14 protein-coding genes are annotated in these 15,820 nt (G+C 60.0%); 11 read left to right on the top strand and 3 right to left on the bottom strand.

Features of this window, described 5'->3' with window-relative positions; translation table 11 throughout:
• Window positions 1-29 precede the first annotated feature (29 nt).
• Window positions 30-1,400 carry a M23 family metallopeptidase gene (locus HOC_RS03870; protein WP_084146122.1) on the bottom strand — a complete coding sequence of 457 codons (1,371 nt, stop codon included), beginning with the start codon at window positions 1,398-1,400 and terminating at the stop codon, window positions 30-32.
• Between the two features lie 115 nt (window positions 1,401-1,515).
• Window positions 1,516-2,799: a M23 family metallopeptidase gene (locus HOC_RS03865; RefSeq protein ID WP_241766888.1), complete on the bottom strand. Its 1,284-nt coding sequence runs from the start codon at window positions 2,797-2,799 to the stop codon at window positions 1,516-1,518.
• A gap of 264 nt (window positions 2,800-3,063) precedes the next feature.
• On the opposite strand from HOC_RS03865, the gene HOC_RS03860 reads away from it, so the two are divergent.
• From HOC_RS03860 to mnmA, 11 genes are all read left to right on the top strand, one after another.
• The gene (locus HOC_RS03860; protein ID WP_035535989.1) at window positions 3,064-6,408 is read left to right on the top strand and encodes an intermembrane phospholipid transport protein YdbH family protein; all 3,345 of its coding nucleotides are present in this window, start codon (window positions 3,064-3,066) and stop codon (window positions 6,406-6,408) included.
• A 77-nt stretch (window positions 6,409-6,485) separates the two neighbouring features.
• Window positions 6,486-6,683: a YnbE family lipoprotein gene (locus HOC_RS03855; RefSeq protein WP_035535988.1), complete on the top strand. Its 198-nt coding sequence runs from the start codon at window positions 6,486-6,488 to the stop codon at window positions 6,681-6,683.
• 18 nt (window positions 6,684-6,701) lie between these two features.
• Window positions 6,702-7,049, top strand: coding sequence for a YdbL family probable chaperone protein (locus HOC_RS03850; RefSeq protein WP_035535987.1), 348 nt, complete (start codon window positions 6,702-6,704; stop codon window positions 7,047-7,049).
• Between the two features lie 38 nt (window positions 7,050-7,087).
• The gene (locus HOC_RS03845) at window positions 7,088-7,327 is read left to right on the top strand and encodes a hypothetical protein (protein ID WP_035535986.1); all 240 of its coding nucleotides are present in this window, start codon (window positions 7,088-7,090) and stop codon (window positions 7,325-7,327) included.
• A 100-nt stretch (window positions 7,328-7,427) separates the two neighbouring features.
• A complete protein-coding gene (locus tag HOC_RS03840) occupies window positions 7,428-8,069 on the top strand; it encodes a histidine phosphotransferase family protein (protein WP_035535985.1) in 642 nt (213 codons plus the stop codon).
• 99 nt (window positions 8,070-8,168) lie between these two features.
• On the top strand, window positions 8,169-8,534 hold the full coding sequence (locus HOC_RS03835) for a response regulator (RefSeq protein ID WP_034738230.1): 366 nt from the start codon (window positions 8,169-8,171) through the stop codon (window positions 8,532-8,534).
• A gap of 71 nt (window positions 8,535-8,605) precedes the next feature.
• Entirely contained in the window at window positions 8,606-9,448 is an 843-nt protein-coding gene (locus HOC_RS03830) for a CheR family methyltransferase (RefSeq protein ID WP_035535984.1), read from the top strand.
• Between the two features lie 91 nt (window positions 9,449-9,539).
• The gene (locus HOC_RS03825) at window positions 9,540-11,192 is read left to right on the top strand and encodes a SulP family inorganic anion transporter (protein ID WP_035535983.1); all 1,653 of its coding nucleotides are present in this window, start codon (window positions 9,540-9,542) and stop codon (window positions 11,190-11,192) included.
• A 103-nt stretch (window positions 11,193-11,295) separates the two neighbouring features.
• Window positions 11,296-13,239 (top strand): copper resistance system multicopper oxidase, encoded by a 1,944-nt coding sequence (locus HOC_RS03820; RefSeq protein WP_035535982.1) that lies wholly within the window; start codon window positions 11,296-11,298, stop codon window positions 13,237-13,239.
• Window positions 13,236-14,021: a copper resistance protein B gene (locus HOC_RS03815; protein ID WP_035535981.1), complete on the top strand. Its 786-nt coding sequence runs from the start codon at window positions 13,236-13,238 to the stop codon at window positions 14,019-14,021. The genes HOC_RS03820 and HOC_RS03815 overlap by 4 nt, the downstream gene beginning before the upstream one ends.
• 86 nt (window positions 14,022-14,107) lie before the next feature.
• Window positions 14,108-15,292, top strand: coding sequence for a tRNA 2-thiouridine(34) synthase MnmA (mnmA, locus tag HOC_RS03810; protein ID WP_035535980.1), 1,185 nt, complete (start codon window positions 14,108-14,110; stop codon window positions 15,290-15,292).
• Window positions 15,293-15,362: 70 nt separating this feature from the next.
• On the opposite strand, the gene HOC_RS03805 is transcribed toward mnmA, so the two are convergent.
• On the bottom strand, window positions 15,363-15,740 hold the full coding sequence (locus tag HOC_RS03805) for a hypothetical protein (RefSeq protein WP_035535979.1): 378 nt from the start codon (window positions 15,738-15,740) through the stop codon (window positions 15,363-15,365).
• Between the last annotated feature and the right edge of the window lie 80 nt (window positions 15,741-15,820).

The raw sequence follows: 15,820 nt of genomic DNA, 5'->3' as shown, positions 1-15,820 counted from the left end.
ATCTGCTCCGGCAGGTGCGGCGGCTTTTTTTATGGGCTGTTGGGTTGGATGACAGGCAAAAAGGTGGAGGCGGTTGCCAGTGCCACTCCTTCGGTCGCGCCTCTGAGGACGTCGATCTCCCCCTTCTGTTTCATGAACGCGGCGAGTTCGGCAGGATCTGAAGCCAGATTGCGGCCCGAGGGCAGTTCAAGGGTCATCGGGTTGACCCATCGGCCGTCCCGCCGGATTTCATAGTGAAGGTGTTGGCCTGTTGCCGATCCTGAATCGCCGACATAGCCGATAACGTCGCCCGCCTTGGCCATTTGACCCAATGCCACCCCAGCGAAGCCCGACATATGGGCGTAGAGCGTTTCATAGCCGCGCTTGTGACGCACCCGGATATGGCGACCGTAGCCTTCGCTGAAGCCCATGAATTCCACTATGCCATCACCGGCCACTTGTATTGGCGTGCCGGCAGGGGCGCGAAAGTCGATGCCGGTGTGCAGGTGGAGCTGTCCCGTTAGAGGGTGATAACGCTGGCCGAAACCTGAATTGATCGCCACACGCCCGATGGGATAGCGCGTCAGGAATGGCTGCGCAGCGACACCATTCGCGTCGAAGAACTCGGTTCGGCCTGTGTCTACCGGTGTATAGCGGTACCAGCTTCCGCTACTGGTCTCGCCGTTGAAGGCGGCAAAGACGAGATCACCGTTCTCGATGAAATTTCCACGTTCGTCTTCGGCGACCTCGAACACAGTATCAAAACGGTCTCCAGGCTCGCCGCCAGTCGCCAGGACGGTGTCATCGGGAAAAAGGGCGGCAAGGCTTGCCGCATGTGCTGGTGTGCCGCCACCTGCTACGAGAGCTGTCTGCAGGTCTGTTTCGATAATGCCGGCTGCCCGGCGGTGCGACGTGACCAGACGGGCTGTCAGGACGCTCACGAAAAAGCTGTCATCGGCCTGTCGCGTCGCGAGCAACGTGTTCTTGGCATTCGGTTTGATCGATACGGCAATCAGGCGGCTCGTTTCGCCATCCATCGCACTCTCGTCGAAATAAGCGGTTAGGGCCGTGCCGGGGCGCATGCGTTTACGATCAACCAGGCCTGTCTGGCGGAGCGCTGAGACGGCAGAAGCGGCATCTGTCGCGCTGGCGCCCAGCACTTCCAGCACGTCAGCCGCGGCAGCACCGGACGTGACTTGGCCGATACGTTCGGCTGTCGAGCCTGATGGCATGTTATCGCGGAAATCGAGCATGGCTTGCGCCGCATCTGCGCTGGTCAGGCTTCCCGGCTGTTGCGGCCGCACGAAGACGAAGAGCATCAGCATGCCCAGGACGACAAGGCCTGCAACCACCCATTCTGCCACGTAATGTGGGCGGAGCGACCGGTCGACGTGTGCCGGTCTTTGTATTTGATGTTTCATGCCTGATATCCCTGACGGGCCTTAAGGAGGGCCGCGCGAAGTTTTTCAGGTCACAAAAAGCAAGAAATACGCCATGCGCGGCGTTTTCAGGGGTGGAACTGCATCTGACGGGGAATCAGGGTTGGTGGGTGGTCGCCGATACCAGTAGGGCCTGATTGAACTCAGCGCCGCTTTCAGCCCGGATATGGTCTATGTCGGCCTTCCTCTCGGCAAATTCCGCAAGAATTTCAGGGGATTCTGCGAGTTTTCGGCCGGTAGGCAGCTTCAGCGCCATGGCGTTGACCGCAGTACCCTTGATGTACACTTCATAGTGCAGATGCGGACCAGTCGACGCGCCTGTCGAGCCGACATAGGCGATGATGTCGCCCTGACGCACGCGGGTGCCAGCCTTGATGCCTTTGCCAAAGCGGGAGAGGTGCGCATAGGCCGTTTCATAGCCGTTTGCGTGCTTGATTTTTACGAAATTTCCGTAGGTGCCATAGCGATTGGCACGGACGACGACGCCATTGCCTGCGGCGAAAACCGGGGTGCCTGAAGGCGCCGCAAAGTCGGTGCCCTTGTGGAGGCGCGTGTAGCCGGAAATCGGGTGACGACGCGTGCCAAAGGAGGATGAGAGCCTTGCGCCATTAATGGGCGTCTTCATCAGGAACTTGGTCGCGCTTTCGCCATTGCTATCGTAATAGTCCGGCGTCTGGTCGTCGCTGGGCGTGAAGCGATAAAAGTCGCGGCTCAGGGCCTTACCATTGAGCGAGGCGAAGACCACATTGCCGGTTTTCACGGGATTGCCGCGCTCGTCGACATAGGTCTCGTAGACAATCTCAAACTTGTCGCCAGGATGTATTTCACGCTGGAAGTCCACGTCATAGGCGAAAGCATCAGCAAAATCGACGACCTGCTGGTCACCGGCGCCAAGACTGCGGGCCGTCTCATAGATCGAAGTATTGATTGATGCGGCGACGCGCTTGTAGCTGGGTGTCAGGCGGGCATTGAGGGCGGTGGCTTCCCAGGATCCGTCCTGGTCACGCGTGATCAGCAGGCTGCGGTCAGATTCGGCGCGGATCGAAAGCGCCGTCAGTCTGTCGCCATCGAGATAAGTTTCGGCTTTCAGGCCTGGCCGGAGACGACGGGCATCAAGCAGGTCACCTGAATACAATGTCTGCAGTGCGCCATTGGCGTCTTGGTGGTTGGCGCCGAGGCTGACGACTAGTTCTGTCAGCGTCTCCCGCGGCTTCAAGGTGCCGGTTTCGTGTTCAAGAATTTTCGGTTGGGCCAGGTCTCTCGCGCTGAGCAGCGTAACCGCCAGGGGTAGGGGCGTTGCGGCGTCCGCAGTGCCATGCGTGGGCTGGCCCGAGGAATCGACCATGAATAGCCCGGCGACAGCTGAGGCAGACCCCAGCACAAACAGGACCGCCAGGCTTTTGAGCCCCTGTGACAAGTTCCGCTTGGAATGCGGTACTTTTGGGGGTTCATTTTCCGTGTTTTTTTCCACGCGTAACGTCCCGTCTCTCCCGAGTTCCTCCGCCCGCATTATAGCAGGTGCGGCTGAACAAGCATCCATTCTGTCATTTGCGTGTTAAAGAAACCAGAACACGCTAAATTTGGCCTTCTTGCCTTATTAGGACTTTAGGTTTCAGGACTAGCAAGATGCAAGCCGGATCTCACAGTGAATACACCAGATGACAAAAATGTAGGCAAATCGGTCGATGAAACGCCGCTGGAGCCTGTTCGGTGGGGGCGTTGGGCGGTTCTGGCGGTCATCGTCCTGCTTGTTGGCGTGCTCGCGGCCGGATGGGTGATGCGCAAGCCTATGGCTAACAGAGTCTTTGCCGGCTGGTGCGAAGCCCGAAATCTCGTGTGTGAAGGGAAATTCACGCAGCTGGGCTTTGGCGGAGCGACAATCCGCGCGCTGAAGATAGGCGCAGGCGGCAACGTTCCACTTGAGGCGCAGGAAGCGAGCGCGCGGCTTGGTTGGCCGCATCTTTTCAGCCCGGAGCTGACAGGCGTTACCATAGACCGCCCAATCGTACGCGGCATCTTGAACGACAAGGGCGTGAAATTCTACGGGCTCGAAAAACTTGCCGGTTCGTCCGGTGAAAAGGAAAATAGCGAACTCAAGCTGCCCGCCATCGACATAACAGACGGACGTATCTTTCTCGCCACCGACGCGGGTGAGCTCTCGGCCTCCGTATCGATGAGTGGGACTTTCCCGCAAAGCGGCAAGCTCGATCTTGTCGTGGACCCGGTGTCGTTGAAAACGCGAGATTCCGAATTTCAGTGGTCTGAGGGCGTGGTGACGCTTTCTGCTGACAAGGGACGGATTTCCGGCGGGGCGAATGTCGCTCTGGAGCAGGCAAATCTAAAGGGCATCTCGGTCAAGGATGCCCTTCTCGAAATGACCATTGACGCTGCTGATGTCGGCGAAGGCCCGATGGAGATGAACTGGACGGGCTCTGTCGCGGAGGCGGCCTTCCCAGGTGGCGAGCTGCGCGCAACGCAAACGAATGGGGCTGCAGCTTTCACGGAACTCCCCAGCCTGTCAGCTGAGGCTGTCATGGCAGCCCTCACGCGGGCGAGCATCGTGGTGGAATCCGAGAAGGCGAGTTACGGCGGTTATGGGGCAGACTCTCTCAGCATCGAAGCAGACCTGAAAGGTGACGGCGGCAATATCGGTGGCCCTGTGGCTGTCGAGGCCAGGCAGGCCGTCGCGCCACAAGGCAAGGCGGGAGACGTCTCTGCCAGCGGCGTTCTTAGCCGGTCTGCCGAGGGTACATTGCTATATACAGGCAGCGTCGCCACAAAGGCGACGCAGCTTTCGCCGGAAACGCGCGGCAAGGTCACCAAGCCGGTCACTCTCCCGGGCGTCTTCTCGGATCATGGCGCCGCTTTGCGGTCGACAATTGATCGTGCTCTCGCCGACTTCGATCTCACAATGAATTTTAGCGCGGGTCGCCGCGCCAACCTCATATCTGTCTCAAGCCGCGGTGAGACCGTTCTGACGACAAAATCTGGCATGCGGCTGGGTATTGTGCCGGGGGCGGATGGTCCGTGGCTTTCGGTGCGCGGTCAGGAAGTGTTGGTGAGCGGGGATATCAGCCTTGCAGGCGGCGGTGCCCCGACGATCCAGCTGGGCCTTGATGAGCTGCAGCAGGGCGCGGCTGGCTTCGACATCAAGGCTCATGACTTGCTGCTGAAGCCATGGGCGGCAGGCGGTAAAACCGTGTCAGCCGACCTTTCGACGTTCAGCCTATCGAGTGCGGCAGATGCATTTGACCTGCGCACGCGCGGGCGGCTCTCGCTCGCCGGCTTGGTGTCGGGCGTTGATCTCAAAAACACGGACATCAATGCGGGCATCCATGTCACACGTGGCGAGGCTGGTTGGCAGGTGACCCCGGAGGGCACGAAATGCGTCAAGGCATCGAGCGAGGGCTTCGTGTTTGGCAGTATCAAGGCCGATCCGGTCAGTCTCGACATATGCCCGCAGGGCAAAGGCTTTATTCGCGAGAACGTCTCTGATCCCGAAGGCGCCGTGACGCTCGGAAATGTGCATCTTCCGTTCACGACCGGATCAACGTCCGGAACGCTGGGGCTTTCAAGCGCCACTGTAGACTGGTCCGCCAAGGGCGGGCTTGCAATGACAGTCCTGGCGAAGGCGCTCGACCTGCCGCTCACGATAGGTGATCGCACGTTGACGATAGAAGGCGATGCCTTGCGCATGGGGATTGCGACTGGAAAGGGCGCGCCAAAGCTTTCGGCGCGTCTTGGGGCAACTCGTTTTGGCGGCACGCTGGTGCCCGCGAATGTATCCGCTGACAGTTTTTCCTTTGACGGGAACAGTGGGAAAGGCGGTCTTTCTGGTTCACTGAAGGCCAATAGCGTCCTGATCAAGGATTATCGCGATGATCCGCTCTACCAGCCGCTTATATCGGATCTGAGTGCTACGCTTACAGACGGCCAGCTTTTGATGACGGGCCCGCTACGCCTCAAGGCAGGTGGCGCAACAGTGGCGGACACGACGCTGAACATGGACATCATAAAGCTGACCGGTAAGGCGGCGATCCGTTCCAAACCACTCCAGTTCCGCACGGGCGGGCTGCAACCCGTCATGCTGTCGGAGCGCCTGCGCGGCGTGTTCACCTTCGCGGAAGGCGACATGTCTGCCCTAGCGGATATCGACATCAATTCCGGGAAATTGTCAGGAACGGGGGAAGTCACGGTTAGCAGTTTCGGCTTCCAGACGACGCGCCTCGGTCGGGTTACGGGAATCGATGGCCATATCCGCTTCAGCGACCTTCTCGCGCTGACGACGGACAGGGGACAGGTCGTCACGGTTGGATCGATGAATATTGGCGTCCCACTGACAGATGGGCATATCGAGTTCCATCTGATCGACGGCAAGATTATCGGTATCGAGAAAGCCTACTTCCCCTTCGCAGGTGGACGCGTCGCGCTTTCGCCACTTGAGTGGACGCTCGGGGGCGACGACCAGCGCGTGGAGGTCACAGCCGACGCCATTGAATTGAGTGATCTCGTTGCGGTTCTCAAACTTCCGGATGTGCAGGCAACGGGGACGGTCAGTGGTCGCTTCCCGGTCGATTTCGTCAATAATGAGGTTCAGGTGCGCGATGCGCGGCTGTCCGCTGACGCAAATGGTGGCCGGATTGCCTATACGGGCGACGCGGTGGACTCTGCGGCTGCGAGCGACCCAAATGCGAAACTGGCCTTTGACGCGCTCAAAGACCTACAATTCTCGGTTCTCGAGGTCGGCTTGACCGGCAACCTGATGGACCGGACCGTGGCGAGCGTTCATCTGTTGGGTAAGAATACGCGCCCGCTGGCGTTCGGGAAGAAGCTCACCATGCCAAAGGGTCAGGCATTCGAGTTCAATCTCACACTGGATTCCCAGCTCGGAGAACTTGTGAAAAGCGGATCCTATGCGACCCAGCAGGACAAGTTCGTGGACATCATTGTCGATCTGGCCAAGTCCAAGCCGGAGACTGAAGCTGAATGACAGGCAACCGTCTGATCGATTGACGTTAAGGCGAACCGTGTCATGTTCGCGCGTGAATGAAAGGAGTCCCCCTTCTGATGACCCCGCCAAAGACAATTCTTCTGGTTGGATGCGTAGCCCTTGCGTCGGCCTGCACGCCGACGATCCGCATCGAACCATCCGACAAGCCGATTACCATCAATCTTAACGTCAAGATCGATCAGGAAGTGCGCATCAAGCTCGACAAGGAAGTCGAAGACCTGATCTCCAATAACCCTGACCTGTTTCCTGAATAGCGACGGAAGGATATAGTCATGAACATGATCAAAAATCTCTTTATCGCATTGAGCATCGCCTCGCTGGCCATTGTCAGTGCGCCTGCGGCCCACGCGGCTGACCCCCAACTTGAGGCCGCCATTTCCGCAGGCCAGGTGGGTGAGCGTATTGACGGCTACCTGGGTGTTGTTGGCTCGGCTGACCCCGCCGTGGTCCGTAAGGTCCAGGAAATCAACAACAAGCGACGCGCTTTGTATGAGCAATTGTCCCAGCAAACGGGCACAACGGTTGCTCAAGTTGCCCGTGTGACGGGCGAAAAGCAGATCGCCAAGACGGCGGCTGGCCAGTATTACATGGACGAATCCGGCGCCTGGAAACAGAAATAGTGTAGCCCTTGCCCGGCGGCGGGACAGGAGAAAACCCGATGTCCCGCAAGCTGGTCTTGGTTATCATCATAGCCTTTGCAGCCCTCGCAGCCGTGCTGTGGGGGCTGACCTTTTTCTGGCAGGGTATGGGCGTCGAAGTCACTGGCCTTGGCTGGGGCGCCTATATCGCTGGCGGTGTGTTCACGCTGGCGCTCTCGGCGGGCCTCTTTCTGTTATCTTTCCACAGTGCGAAGCATGGCTATGACGATATCGATCGACCTGACACGCCCGAGGATTGATGCAGCCTGTTGCAAGACTTTCATACCCGATTGATTGACACGAGGCGCGGCTCACTCGATTTTGCGGACATTCGCATTCAAACAACGGGCTGGACCTTCCATGATCGATCCTGCACGGCTTTCAGCCTTCATCGCGTCGCGTATCTGCCATGACCTCGTGTCTCCCGTCTCAGGCGTCACCAGCGCCCTCGAGATGCTGGATGAACCGGGCGATTCCGAAATGGACGAGCAGTTCGAGGAATTGCTCCGCAGCAGTGCCAGAAAAGCGGCGGCGACGATCCAGTTCCTGCGCTACGCCTATGGTTCACTCGGCCTCCAGGCCGGCACAGCCGACATGCACGACTTCAAGAAGATCACGGAGAACTTCCTCCACGGCCTGAAGCCCAGCATTGAGTGGGATATTGCGACCGACCACCTCAGCTATTCCCATGCGCGGCTACTGATGAACCTGATCATGATGGCCATCGACACGCTGCCACGGGGCGGTGTTATCAACGCACGCGTGCGAAACGAGGCTGCGGGCATGACCATGACGGTTTCGAGCCGCGGTGAACGGGTGAAGCTCAAGGATGAGGCTGCCCGGTCTGTTCAGGGCATTGAACCGGAAGACGGTTGGAAGCCCGACAATATCCAGCCACTTTTTGCCAAGATGATCTGCGACAGCCTGGAAGGTGAAATCACCGCCAAGCAAGGCGACGACGTGGCGATCATCATGGCCACACAGATACGGGCGGAGGGGTGAATACGGGATATCCGGGTTTATCAGCCGCCGGCAGCGATTTATTAACGCTCATGGGGCACCTGTTAACCTGACGCGTTCGCCCGCCTTTGGAGACAGACCATGAAATCCTGCCTGATCGTTGATGACTCACGCGTCGTCCGGAAAGTCGCCGCCCGTATCATCCAGGACCTGAAATTCGATGTTCGGGAAGCGGGTGATGGCGCAGAGGCGCTGAAAGCCTGCCGCGAGAGCATGCCTGATGCCGTGCTGCTGGACTGGAACATGCCGGTCATGAACGGTCTTGATTTCCTGCGTGCCCTGCGCCGGGAAGAGGGCGGCAAGAAACCGCTCGTGGTGTTTTGCTCTATTGAGAATGACGCCGAACACATCAATGAAGCGATCCGGTCGGGCGCAGATGAGTTCATCATGAAGCCGTTCGACGCTGATATTCTTGAAAGCAAGTTTGCAGAAGTCGGCCTTATTTGAAAGATTTCTTAATAAAAGCGCCGATATTGGTAAGGATTAAGGGTTAGAAAAGCCCGGTTGCGGAGCGGGATATGCAGGACGAGGTGTTTAACGAATTGGCGGATCTGGCCCTGAAGGGGGCCGGCACGTCGATTCCTAAATCCAAGGCCTACCTTATCGAGGCCCGTCTGGCGCCGATCGCGCGCCGCGAAGGCTTCGGATCGATGGAAGATCTGGTCCATTGCATAAAATCCCGCGCCAATCCCGCCTTCATCTCTGAAATTGCCGCCGCCCTTGTGTCGAAGGACACGCGCTTCTTTCGCGAGCGCGAAACGCTGCAGCGTGTACTCGCCGAGGTGCTGCCTGCGCGCCTGAAGGCCTCGAACACTGGACGCCTGAAAATCTGGTTTGCAGGCGGCTCGACCGGTCAGGAAGCCTATTCGCTGTCCATCCTGCTGGAAGACGAACTGCCGGCGGCCCTTCGCGGCGCCAAGATCGAAATCCTCTCGACTGACATTTGCAAAGTCTCGACGGAGAAAGCCCGGATCAGCCGCTACGGCCATTATGACATCCAGAAGGGCCTCTCGATACACCGCCTGACCAAGCATTTCACCCGTCTTGAGACCGGGCAGTGGGAAGCCAGTGAAGCCCTCCGGGGTCATGTCAGCTTCCGCCAGCACAACCTGCTGGAAAGTGCTGCCGGCCTCGGCAAGTTCGACGTCATCATCTGCCGTAACGTGTTGTCGGGGATGGCGCGTTCGGCGCGGGTTTCCGTTATCGACAACCTCGCCCACCAGCTCATGCCGGGCGGTCTCATTCTGCTGGGGCAGGGCGAAGGCCTGATCGGTTTGACCGAAAAGCTTGAGCCGGCAAGGGACTTCCGCGGCGCCTGGGTCGCTGCGGGAACAGCCAACGCAGCCGCTTCAGCGGCCTGAACTGCCCTCAGCCCCATCGTTGCAATGCCACATGATGCCTGTATGAGGGGCACACCTCCTTACGGCTGAAACACACAGGCAGGCCCCAGACATGGTGAAATCGACATTCGCGGCATTTGCCGATCGCATCTCGCGTGCCGACTGGGCAGGCAATGGCCTGTCGGCCATGACACCCATGCGCGTAAAGACCGAACTTCTGGCTGGCCTGACCGTCGCCTTGGCACTCGTGCCAGAGGCCGTGGCCTTCGCCTTCGTGGCAGGCGTTGCGCCGCTGGTTGGCCTGTATGCTGCGTTTATCGTCGGCTTGATTACGGCACTTTTCGGCGGTCGTCCGGGGATGATCTCCGGCGCAACCGGCGCACTGGCGGTCGTCATGGTCGGGTTGGTGCACGATCCGCGCGTGGGCGACATGGGTGCGCAATACCTGTTCGCGACCGTCGTTCTGATGGGCGTGCTTCAATTGCTCGCTGGCATCTTCAAGCTCGGCAAGTTCATGCGCCTCGTGCCGCATCCGGTCATGCTTGGTTTCGTCAACGGGCTCGCCATCGTGATCTTCCTGGCCCAGCTTGGCCAGTTCAAGGTGCCGGGAACGGGCGAGGCGGCGGGTCACGGCTTTGCCGGGGGACAATGGATGAACGGCGCGCCGCTGGTTATCATGCTGGGTCTCACCGCACTGACCATGGCGATCATATGGGGCATGCCGAAACTGACCAAGATCATTCCGGCGCCGCTTGCCGGTATCGGCATTGTCGCGGGCATCGTCATCGGCTTTGGTCTCAATGTGCCCACCGTAGGCGACCTTGCCTCCGTGCAGGGCGGCCTGCCGCCTTTTGCTGTTCCCACTGTGCCGCTGACGTTCGAGACACTTGAAATTATCTTCCCGTATGCGCTGATCCTCGCCGCCATCGGCCTGATCGAGAGCCTGCTGACGCTAAACCTTGTCGGCGAGATTACCGGCAAGCGCGGCGGCGCCTCGCAGGAATGCCTGGCGCAGGGCACGGCCAATGTCGTCACCGGCTTTTTCGGCGGGATGGGCGGCTGCGCGATGATCGGCCAGTCGATGATCAACGTGAAATCTGGTGGGCGTACGCGCCTATCGGGTGTTTCCGCTGCGCTCTTCCTGCTCGCCTTCATCCTGGTCGGCTCCAGCCTGATCGAGCGCATCCCGCTCGCAGCCTTGGTCGGCGTGATGTTCATGGTCGTGATCGGCACCTTCGCCTGGCAGAGCCTTCGCATCATGACGCGTATCCCGCTGATGGATGCGTTCGTCATCGTGCTCGTGACCGGTGTGACCGTTGCCTATGATCTCGCGACAGCCGTCGTGGTCGGCGTCATCGTCTCGGCACTGGCTTATGCCTGGAACAATGCCCGGCGCATCCATGTCATCGAACGCGACAGTGTCCGGACGCCCGGCGCACATGTCTACGAGATCGAAGGCCCACTCTTCTTCGGCTCGACAGACAGCTTCGCTGATCTCTTCCACCCGGCAACCGACCCGGATGTCGTGATCGTCGACTTCCGGCGCAGCCGGGTGGTCGACCAGTCCGCCCTACAGGCCATCGAGGATCTCGCAGCCCGTTATCAGGCCGAGGGCAAGACCCTGCGGCTGCGCCACCTCAGCCATGACTGTCACAAGTTGCTAAAACGGGCCGGCCAGCTGATGATCGAGGAAGACGATGATCCGGACTATGCGCTGGCGGTGGACTACAATGTCCGGACCGGCGTCTTTGGCGGCGGCCACTGATCACTGCTATGTGACCAAATACCCCTGCAGGGTATCTTTGCCGGTCACGGGTAATCACTCTATATGGGAGGGAATCCCGATTCCTGACCGCTCGAGGCTGCCCATGTTCAATCGACGCCGTTTTCTGCAATACACTGCTGCCGGAATGGCCACTGGCGCCATTGCAGCCCCCGCCTGGGCGCGCACGTCCGGTGAAGGCAATTTCGGCATTCCCATGCTGCGAGGCAACCAGTTCGACCTGACGGTCGGCAAGTTTCCTGTCCGCATCAATGGGCGCGCGACGGAAGCAACCGGCGTCAACGGCTCTGTGCCGGGACCGCTGTTGCGCTTCCGTGAGGGCGACGAGATTAAGCTCAACGTGTCCAACACGCTGGATGTGGACACATCAATCCACTGGCACGGCCTGCTCGTGCCCTTCCAGATGGACGGTGTACCGGGTGTGTCCTTCCCTGGCATCAGGCCGGGCGAGACGTTCAGCTATAAATATGCCGTGCCGCAGAACGGCACCTATTGGTACCATTCCCATTCGGGCTTGCAGGAGCAGAGCGGCCATTACGGGCCGATCATCATTGACCCTAAGGGCGCGGACCCCGTCGACTATGACCGCGAGTACGTACTCGTGTTGGGCGACTGGACCTATGGCGCGCCGGAGCGCTTGTTTGCCAAACTGAAGAAGCACTCGGACAGCCAGAATTTCCAGCAGCGCACCGTGGGTGACTTCCTGCACGACGTATCGGCAGAAGGGCTCGGCAAAGCGCTGGACGACCGGGCCATGTGGGGCGCCATGCGCATGTCGCCGCGCGATATCGCCGACGTTGGCGCGCCGACCTATACCTACCTGATCAATGGTCGCTCGACGGCGGACAATTTCAACATGGTATTCAATCCGGGGGAGCGCGTGCGCCTGAGGATCATCAATGGCTCGGCCATGACCCTGTTCAATGTGCGCATGCCGGGCCTGCCTATGACAATCGTTCAGGCAGACGGCCAGCACGTGAAGCCGCTCGAAGTGGACGAGTTCCAGATGGGCGTGGCGGAGACTTATGATGTCATCGTGACGCCGCAGGTCGCCGAGGCCTTCGCGTTCGTCGCCGAGTCGATTGACCGGTCGGGGCAGGCGGTTGCGACACTCGGGCCGAAGCCGGGCATGCGGGCCGCTGTGCCTCAGCTGCGTGCCGTGCCAACGCTCTCGATGAAGGACATGGGCATGGACCATGCGGCCATGGGCCATGGGCAGATGGAGATGGGCGCAGAAGAACCCGCGGCGATGGATCATGTCACCATGGATCACAGCAAGATGGACCACGCTGCGATGGGCCACGTGATGCCTGACCCGCACGGCCCCGCCGTACAGATGGTGTCGATGGAGGCCGATATCGAAACGGGTCCGGGCGTTGCGAATATTGCGGCCATGCCCATGAGCCGGCTGGACGAGCCCGGCATTGGCCTTGACGATGTCGGCCACCGGACGATGACCTATAGCCAGTTGCGCAGCCTTGAGCCGAACCCCGATACGCGCGCGCCGGGACGTGAGATTGTCGTGCACCTCACGAGCAATATGGAGCGCTACATGTGGTCGTTTGACGGCGTGAAGTTTTCCGAAGTGACGGAGGCCATCCGCTTTCATGAGGGCGAGCGTGTGCGGCTGACCCTGATCAATGACACGATGATGCCTCACCCGATCCACCTGCACGGCATGTTCTTCGACCTCGTCATACCCGGCGCTGAAACGAGCGGCCGCTTGCCACGCAAGCATACCGTGATCGTGAAGCCGGCGGACAAGGTGTCTGTGGATATCACTGCCGAACATGTCGGCGACTGGGCGTTCCACTGCCACCTGCTTTACCACATGGCAGCGGGGATGATGCAGGTCGTGACCATCCTGCCGGCAGAGGCGATGCCGATGGCGGATCATCAGGGGCATGAGATGGTGGATCATTCCACCATGGATCATTCATCCATGCCTCAGGGTGAGGTGGATCATTCGAAGATGGACCACTCCAAAATGGATCATGATGCCATGAGCGAAGAGGACATGAAGCGATGATCCGTACTCTGGCGCTTTTTATCTTTGCTGTTTCAGCGTCGGCACCTGTCTTCGCTGAAGAGTCCTCGCCGCCCTGGTCCATGGCAGATCAGTATTTCGATGCCGATGAAATGGCTCACGCGCGCCATCATGTGCTCGACCATCATGGCGATACGCGCCAGTTCTATGTCATGGCTGACAGGCTGGAAGTGCAATCATCTGACGAAGGCGACACGCTCGTCTGGGAAGGAAATGCCTGGTATGGCGGCGACGTGAACAAGCTCTGGATCAAGAGTGAGGGCGACTATTCTCTGGAGAGTGACGAGCTTGAAGAGGCTGAGGTTCAGGCACTCTGGTCGCGGGCCATCTCACCCTATTTCGATTTTCAGGGCGGCGTGCGTTACGATCTTGAGCCGAAGGGGCGCACGCATGCCGTGCTCGGCATTCAGGGTCTCGCGCCCTACTGGTTTGAAGTGGATGCCGCAGCTTTCCTGAGCAGCGAGGGCGACGTGACGGCGCGCATGGAGGCGGAGTATGAATTCCGCCTCACCCAGCGCCTGATCCTTCAGCCGCGCGTGGAAGCGGAGCTTTCGGCTCAGGAAATTCCTGAACTCGAAACCGGCTCGGGTCTGACCAGCTTCAATGCGGGTTTGCGCCTGCGCTATGAATTCATTCGCGAGTTTGCGCCCTATGTCGGCGTTGAATGGCAGGGCAGCTTTGGCGGGACGGCAGACTATCTTGAGGCGGCAGGCGAGGACACTGATCGCGCAGTCTTCGTGGCGGGTGTCCGGGCCTGGTTCTGAGGTCAGCCCTCGCAATTTCCGCGATCCCGCGCTATATGCGCCGTTCCTGAAGCTGCTCCGGGCCTTGAACCCGGTGGGAGTATGAGATGACAGATACCAAAACCGCTGCCTGGACGGGCGGCGTGAACTCTCTCGGATTTGCGAAAAGCCCCGCTGATACGCGGGTTGTCGCCGCCATGTCGGGCGGGGTCGACAGCTCTGTTGTGGCTGCGATGCTGAAGGCCGAGGGTTATGACGTGATCGGTATCACGCTACAGCTCTACGATCATGGCGCCGCCATAGAGAAGAAGGGCGCCTGCTGCGCGGGCCAGGATATCCATGACGCGCGCAATGTGGCCGACCAGATCGGTATTCCGCACTATGTGCTGGATTATGAAAGCCGTTTCCGCGAGCAGGTGATGGAAGATTTCGCCGACACCTATCTTGCCGGGTCGACGCCGATCCCGTGCATCCGTTGTAACCAGACCGTCAAGTTCTCGGACCTGCTTCGCACCGCGAAGGAGCTTGGCGCTGATTGCCTTGCAACGGGCCACTATATTCGGCGTACGGATGGCGAAGCCGGGCCGGAGCTGCACCGCGCAGCAGACGCGAGCCGTGACCAGTCATACTTCCTGTTCGCCACGACGCGCGAGCAGCTGGACTATATCCGCTTCCCGCTCGGCGGCCTGCCGAAGACGGAAGTGCGCGAACTGGCCGACGCGTTCAACCTGCCGGTCGCGGCCAAGCCCGACAGCCAGGACATTTGTTTCGTGCCGGAAGGCTCCTACGCGAAAGTGGTGGAGAAGCTGCGGCCCGGCTCGGGACGCGGCGGCGATATCGTGCACCTTGATGGCCGCGTGCTTGGACAGCACGAGGGCGTTATTCATTACACGATCGGTCAGCGGCGCGGACTGAACGTGGCCGTGGGTGAGCCCTTGTTCGTGGTCAAGATTGATGCGCCGAACCGGCGGGTTGTTGTCGGGCCACGCGAGGCGCTGATGACCTCCGGCCTGTTGCTGGAAGAACTGAACTGGCTTGGCGCCGGAAGCTTGGAATCTGCGGCAGATGCCGGCGCGCCCGTATTGGTGCGTGTGCGGTCAACGCGGCCGCCCGTGATGGGCAGGCTTGGCTGGCAGGGCGATATTCCGGTGATCTGGTTTGATGAGCCGGAAGAAGGCGTGGCGCGCGGTCAGGCGGCGGTTCTTTATGATCCGACGGGCGGGACACAAATCCTCGGCGGCGGGTTCATCCTGAAGGCCATACCGGCAGATGAGCGGGTCGTGGCGGCTTAAGTCGCTGCGCGTGCGGCGCCTGTGAGGGCGCTTGCGGGGTGGTGGCTGTTTTTCGGGAGCTAGTTCCGGGTCAGGTATGCGGCAGCGGCAGCAAGTAAGCCCGTGTCCCCTGCGCAGGCAGGGGCGGCGAATTCCGGCCAGGCGCACGCCCGCGCCCCTGCCTGCGCAGGGGACACGGGCTGATTGTTTCGTCGGTTAGGGCGAGTCTCAGCCGAGGCGAGACCGGAGCCAGAAAACAGCCCGAACGATGCCCGGATAGATCGTCGGATGCACGGATCAGGACGGCGTGGCCTGTTTTGCTGAGGCCCCAGAACATTTGCGAGCCCGGGGCGCCATTGATTTGGAACCAGTCCATCAGGCGCTGGATTCTGAAATAGATCACCGGCCAGATCAGTACGAGGTACCATGGCAAGCCCTGCATGGGGCGGAAGAGGCTGTAGTCCGACATCGGGCGTATTATACGCCGGGGTGGTTTGGGGTTGGATAAGGGGCCCCTTCGTCTGGCCGCTTTGCGGCCAGCCACCTCCC

Source organism: Hyphomonas oceanitis SCH89, assembly GCF_000685295.1.
In the GTDB taxonomy this organism is placed as follows: domain Bacteria; phylum Pseudomonadota; class Alphaproteobacteria; order Caulobacterales; family Hyphomonadaceae; genus Hyphomonas; species Hyphomonas oceanitis.
This window is presented reverse-complemented; position numbering and strand designations above follow the sequence as displayed.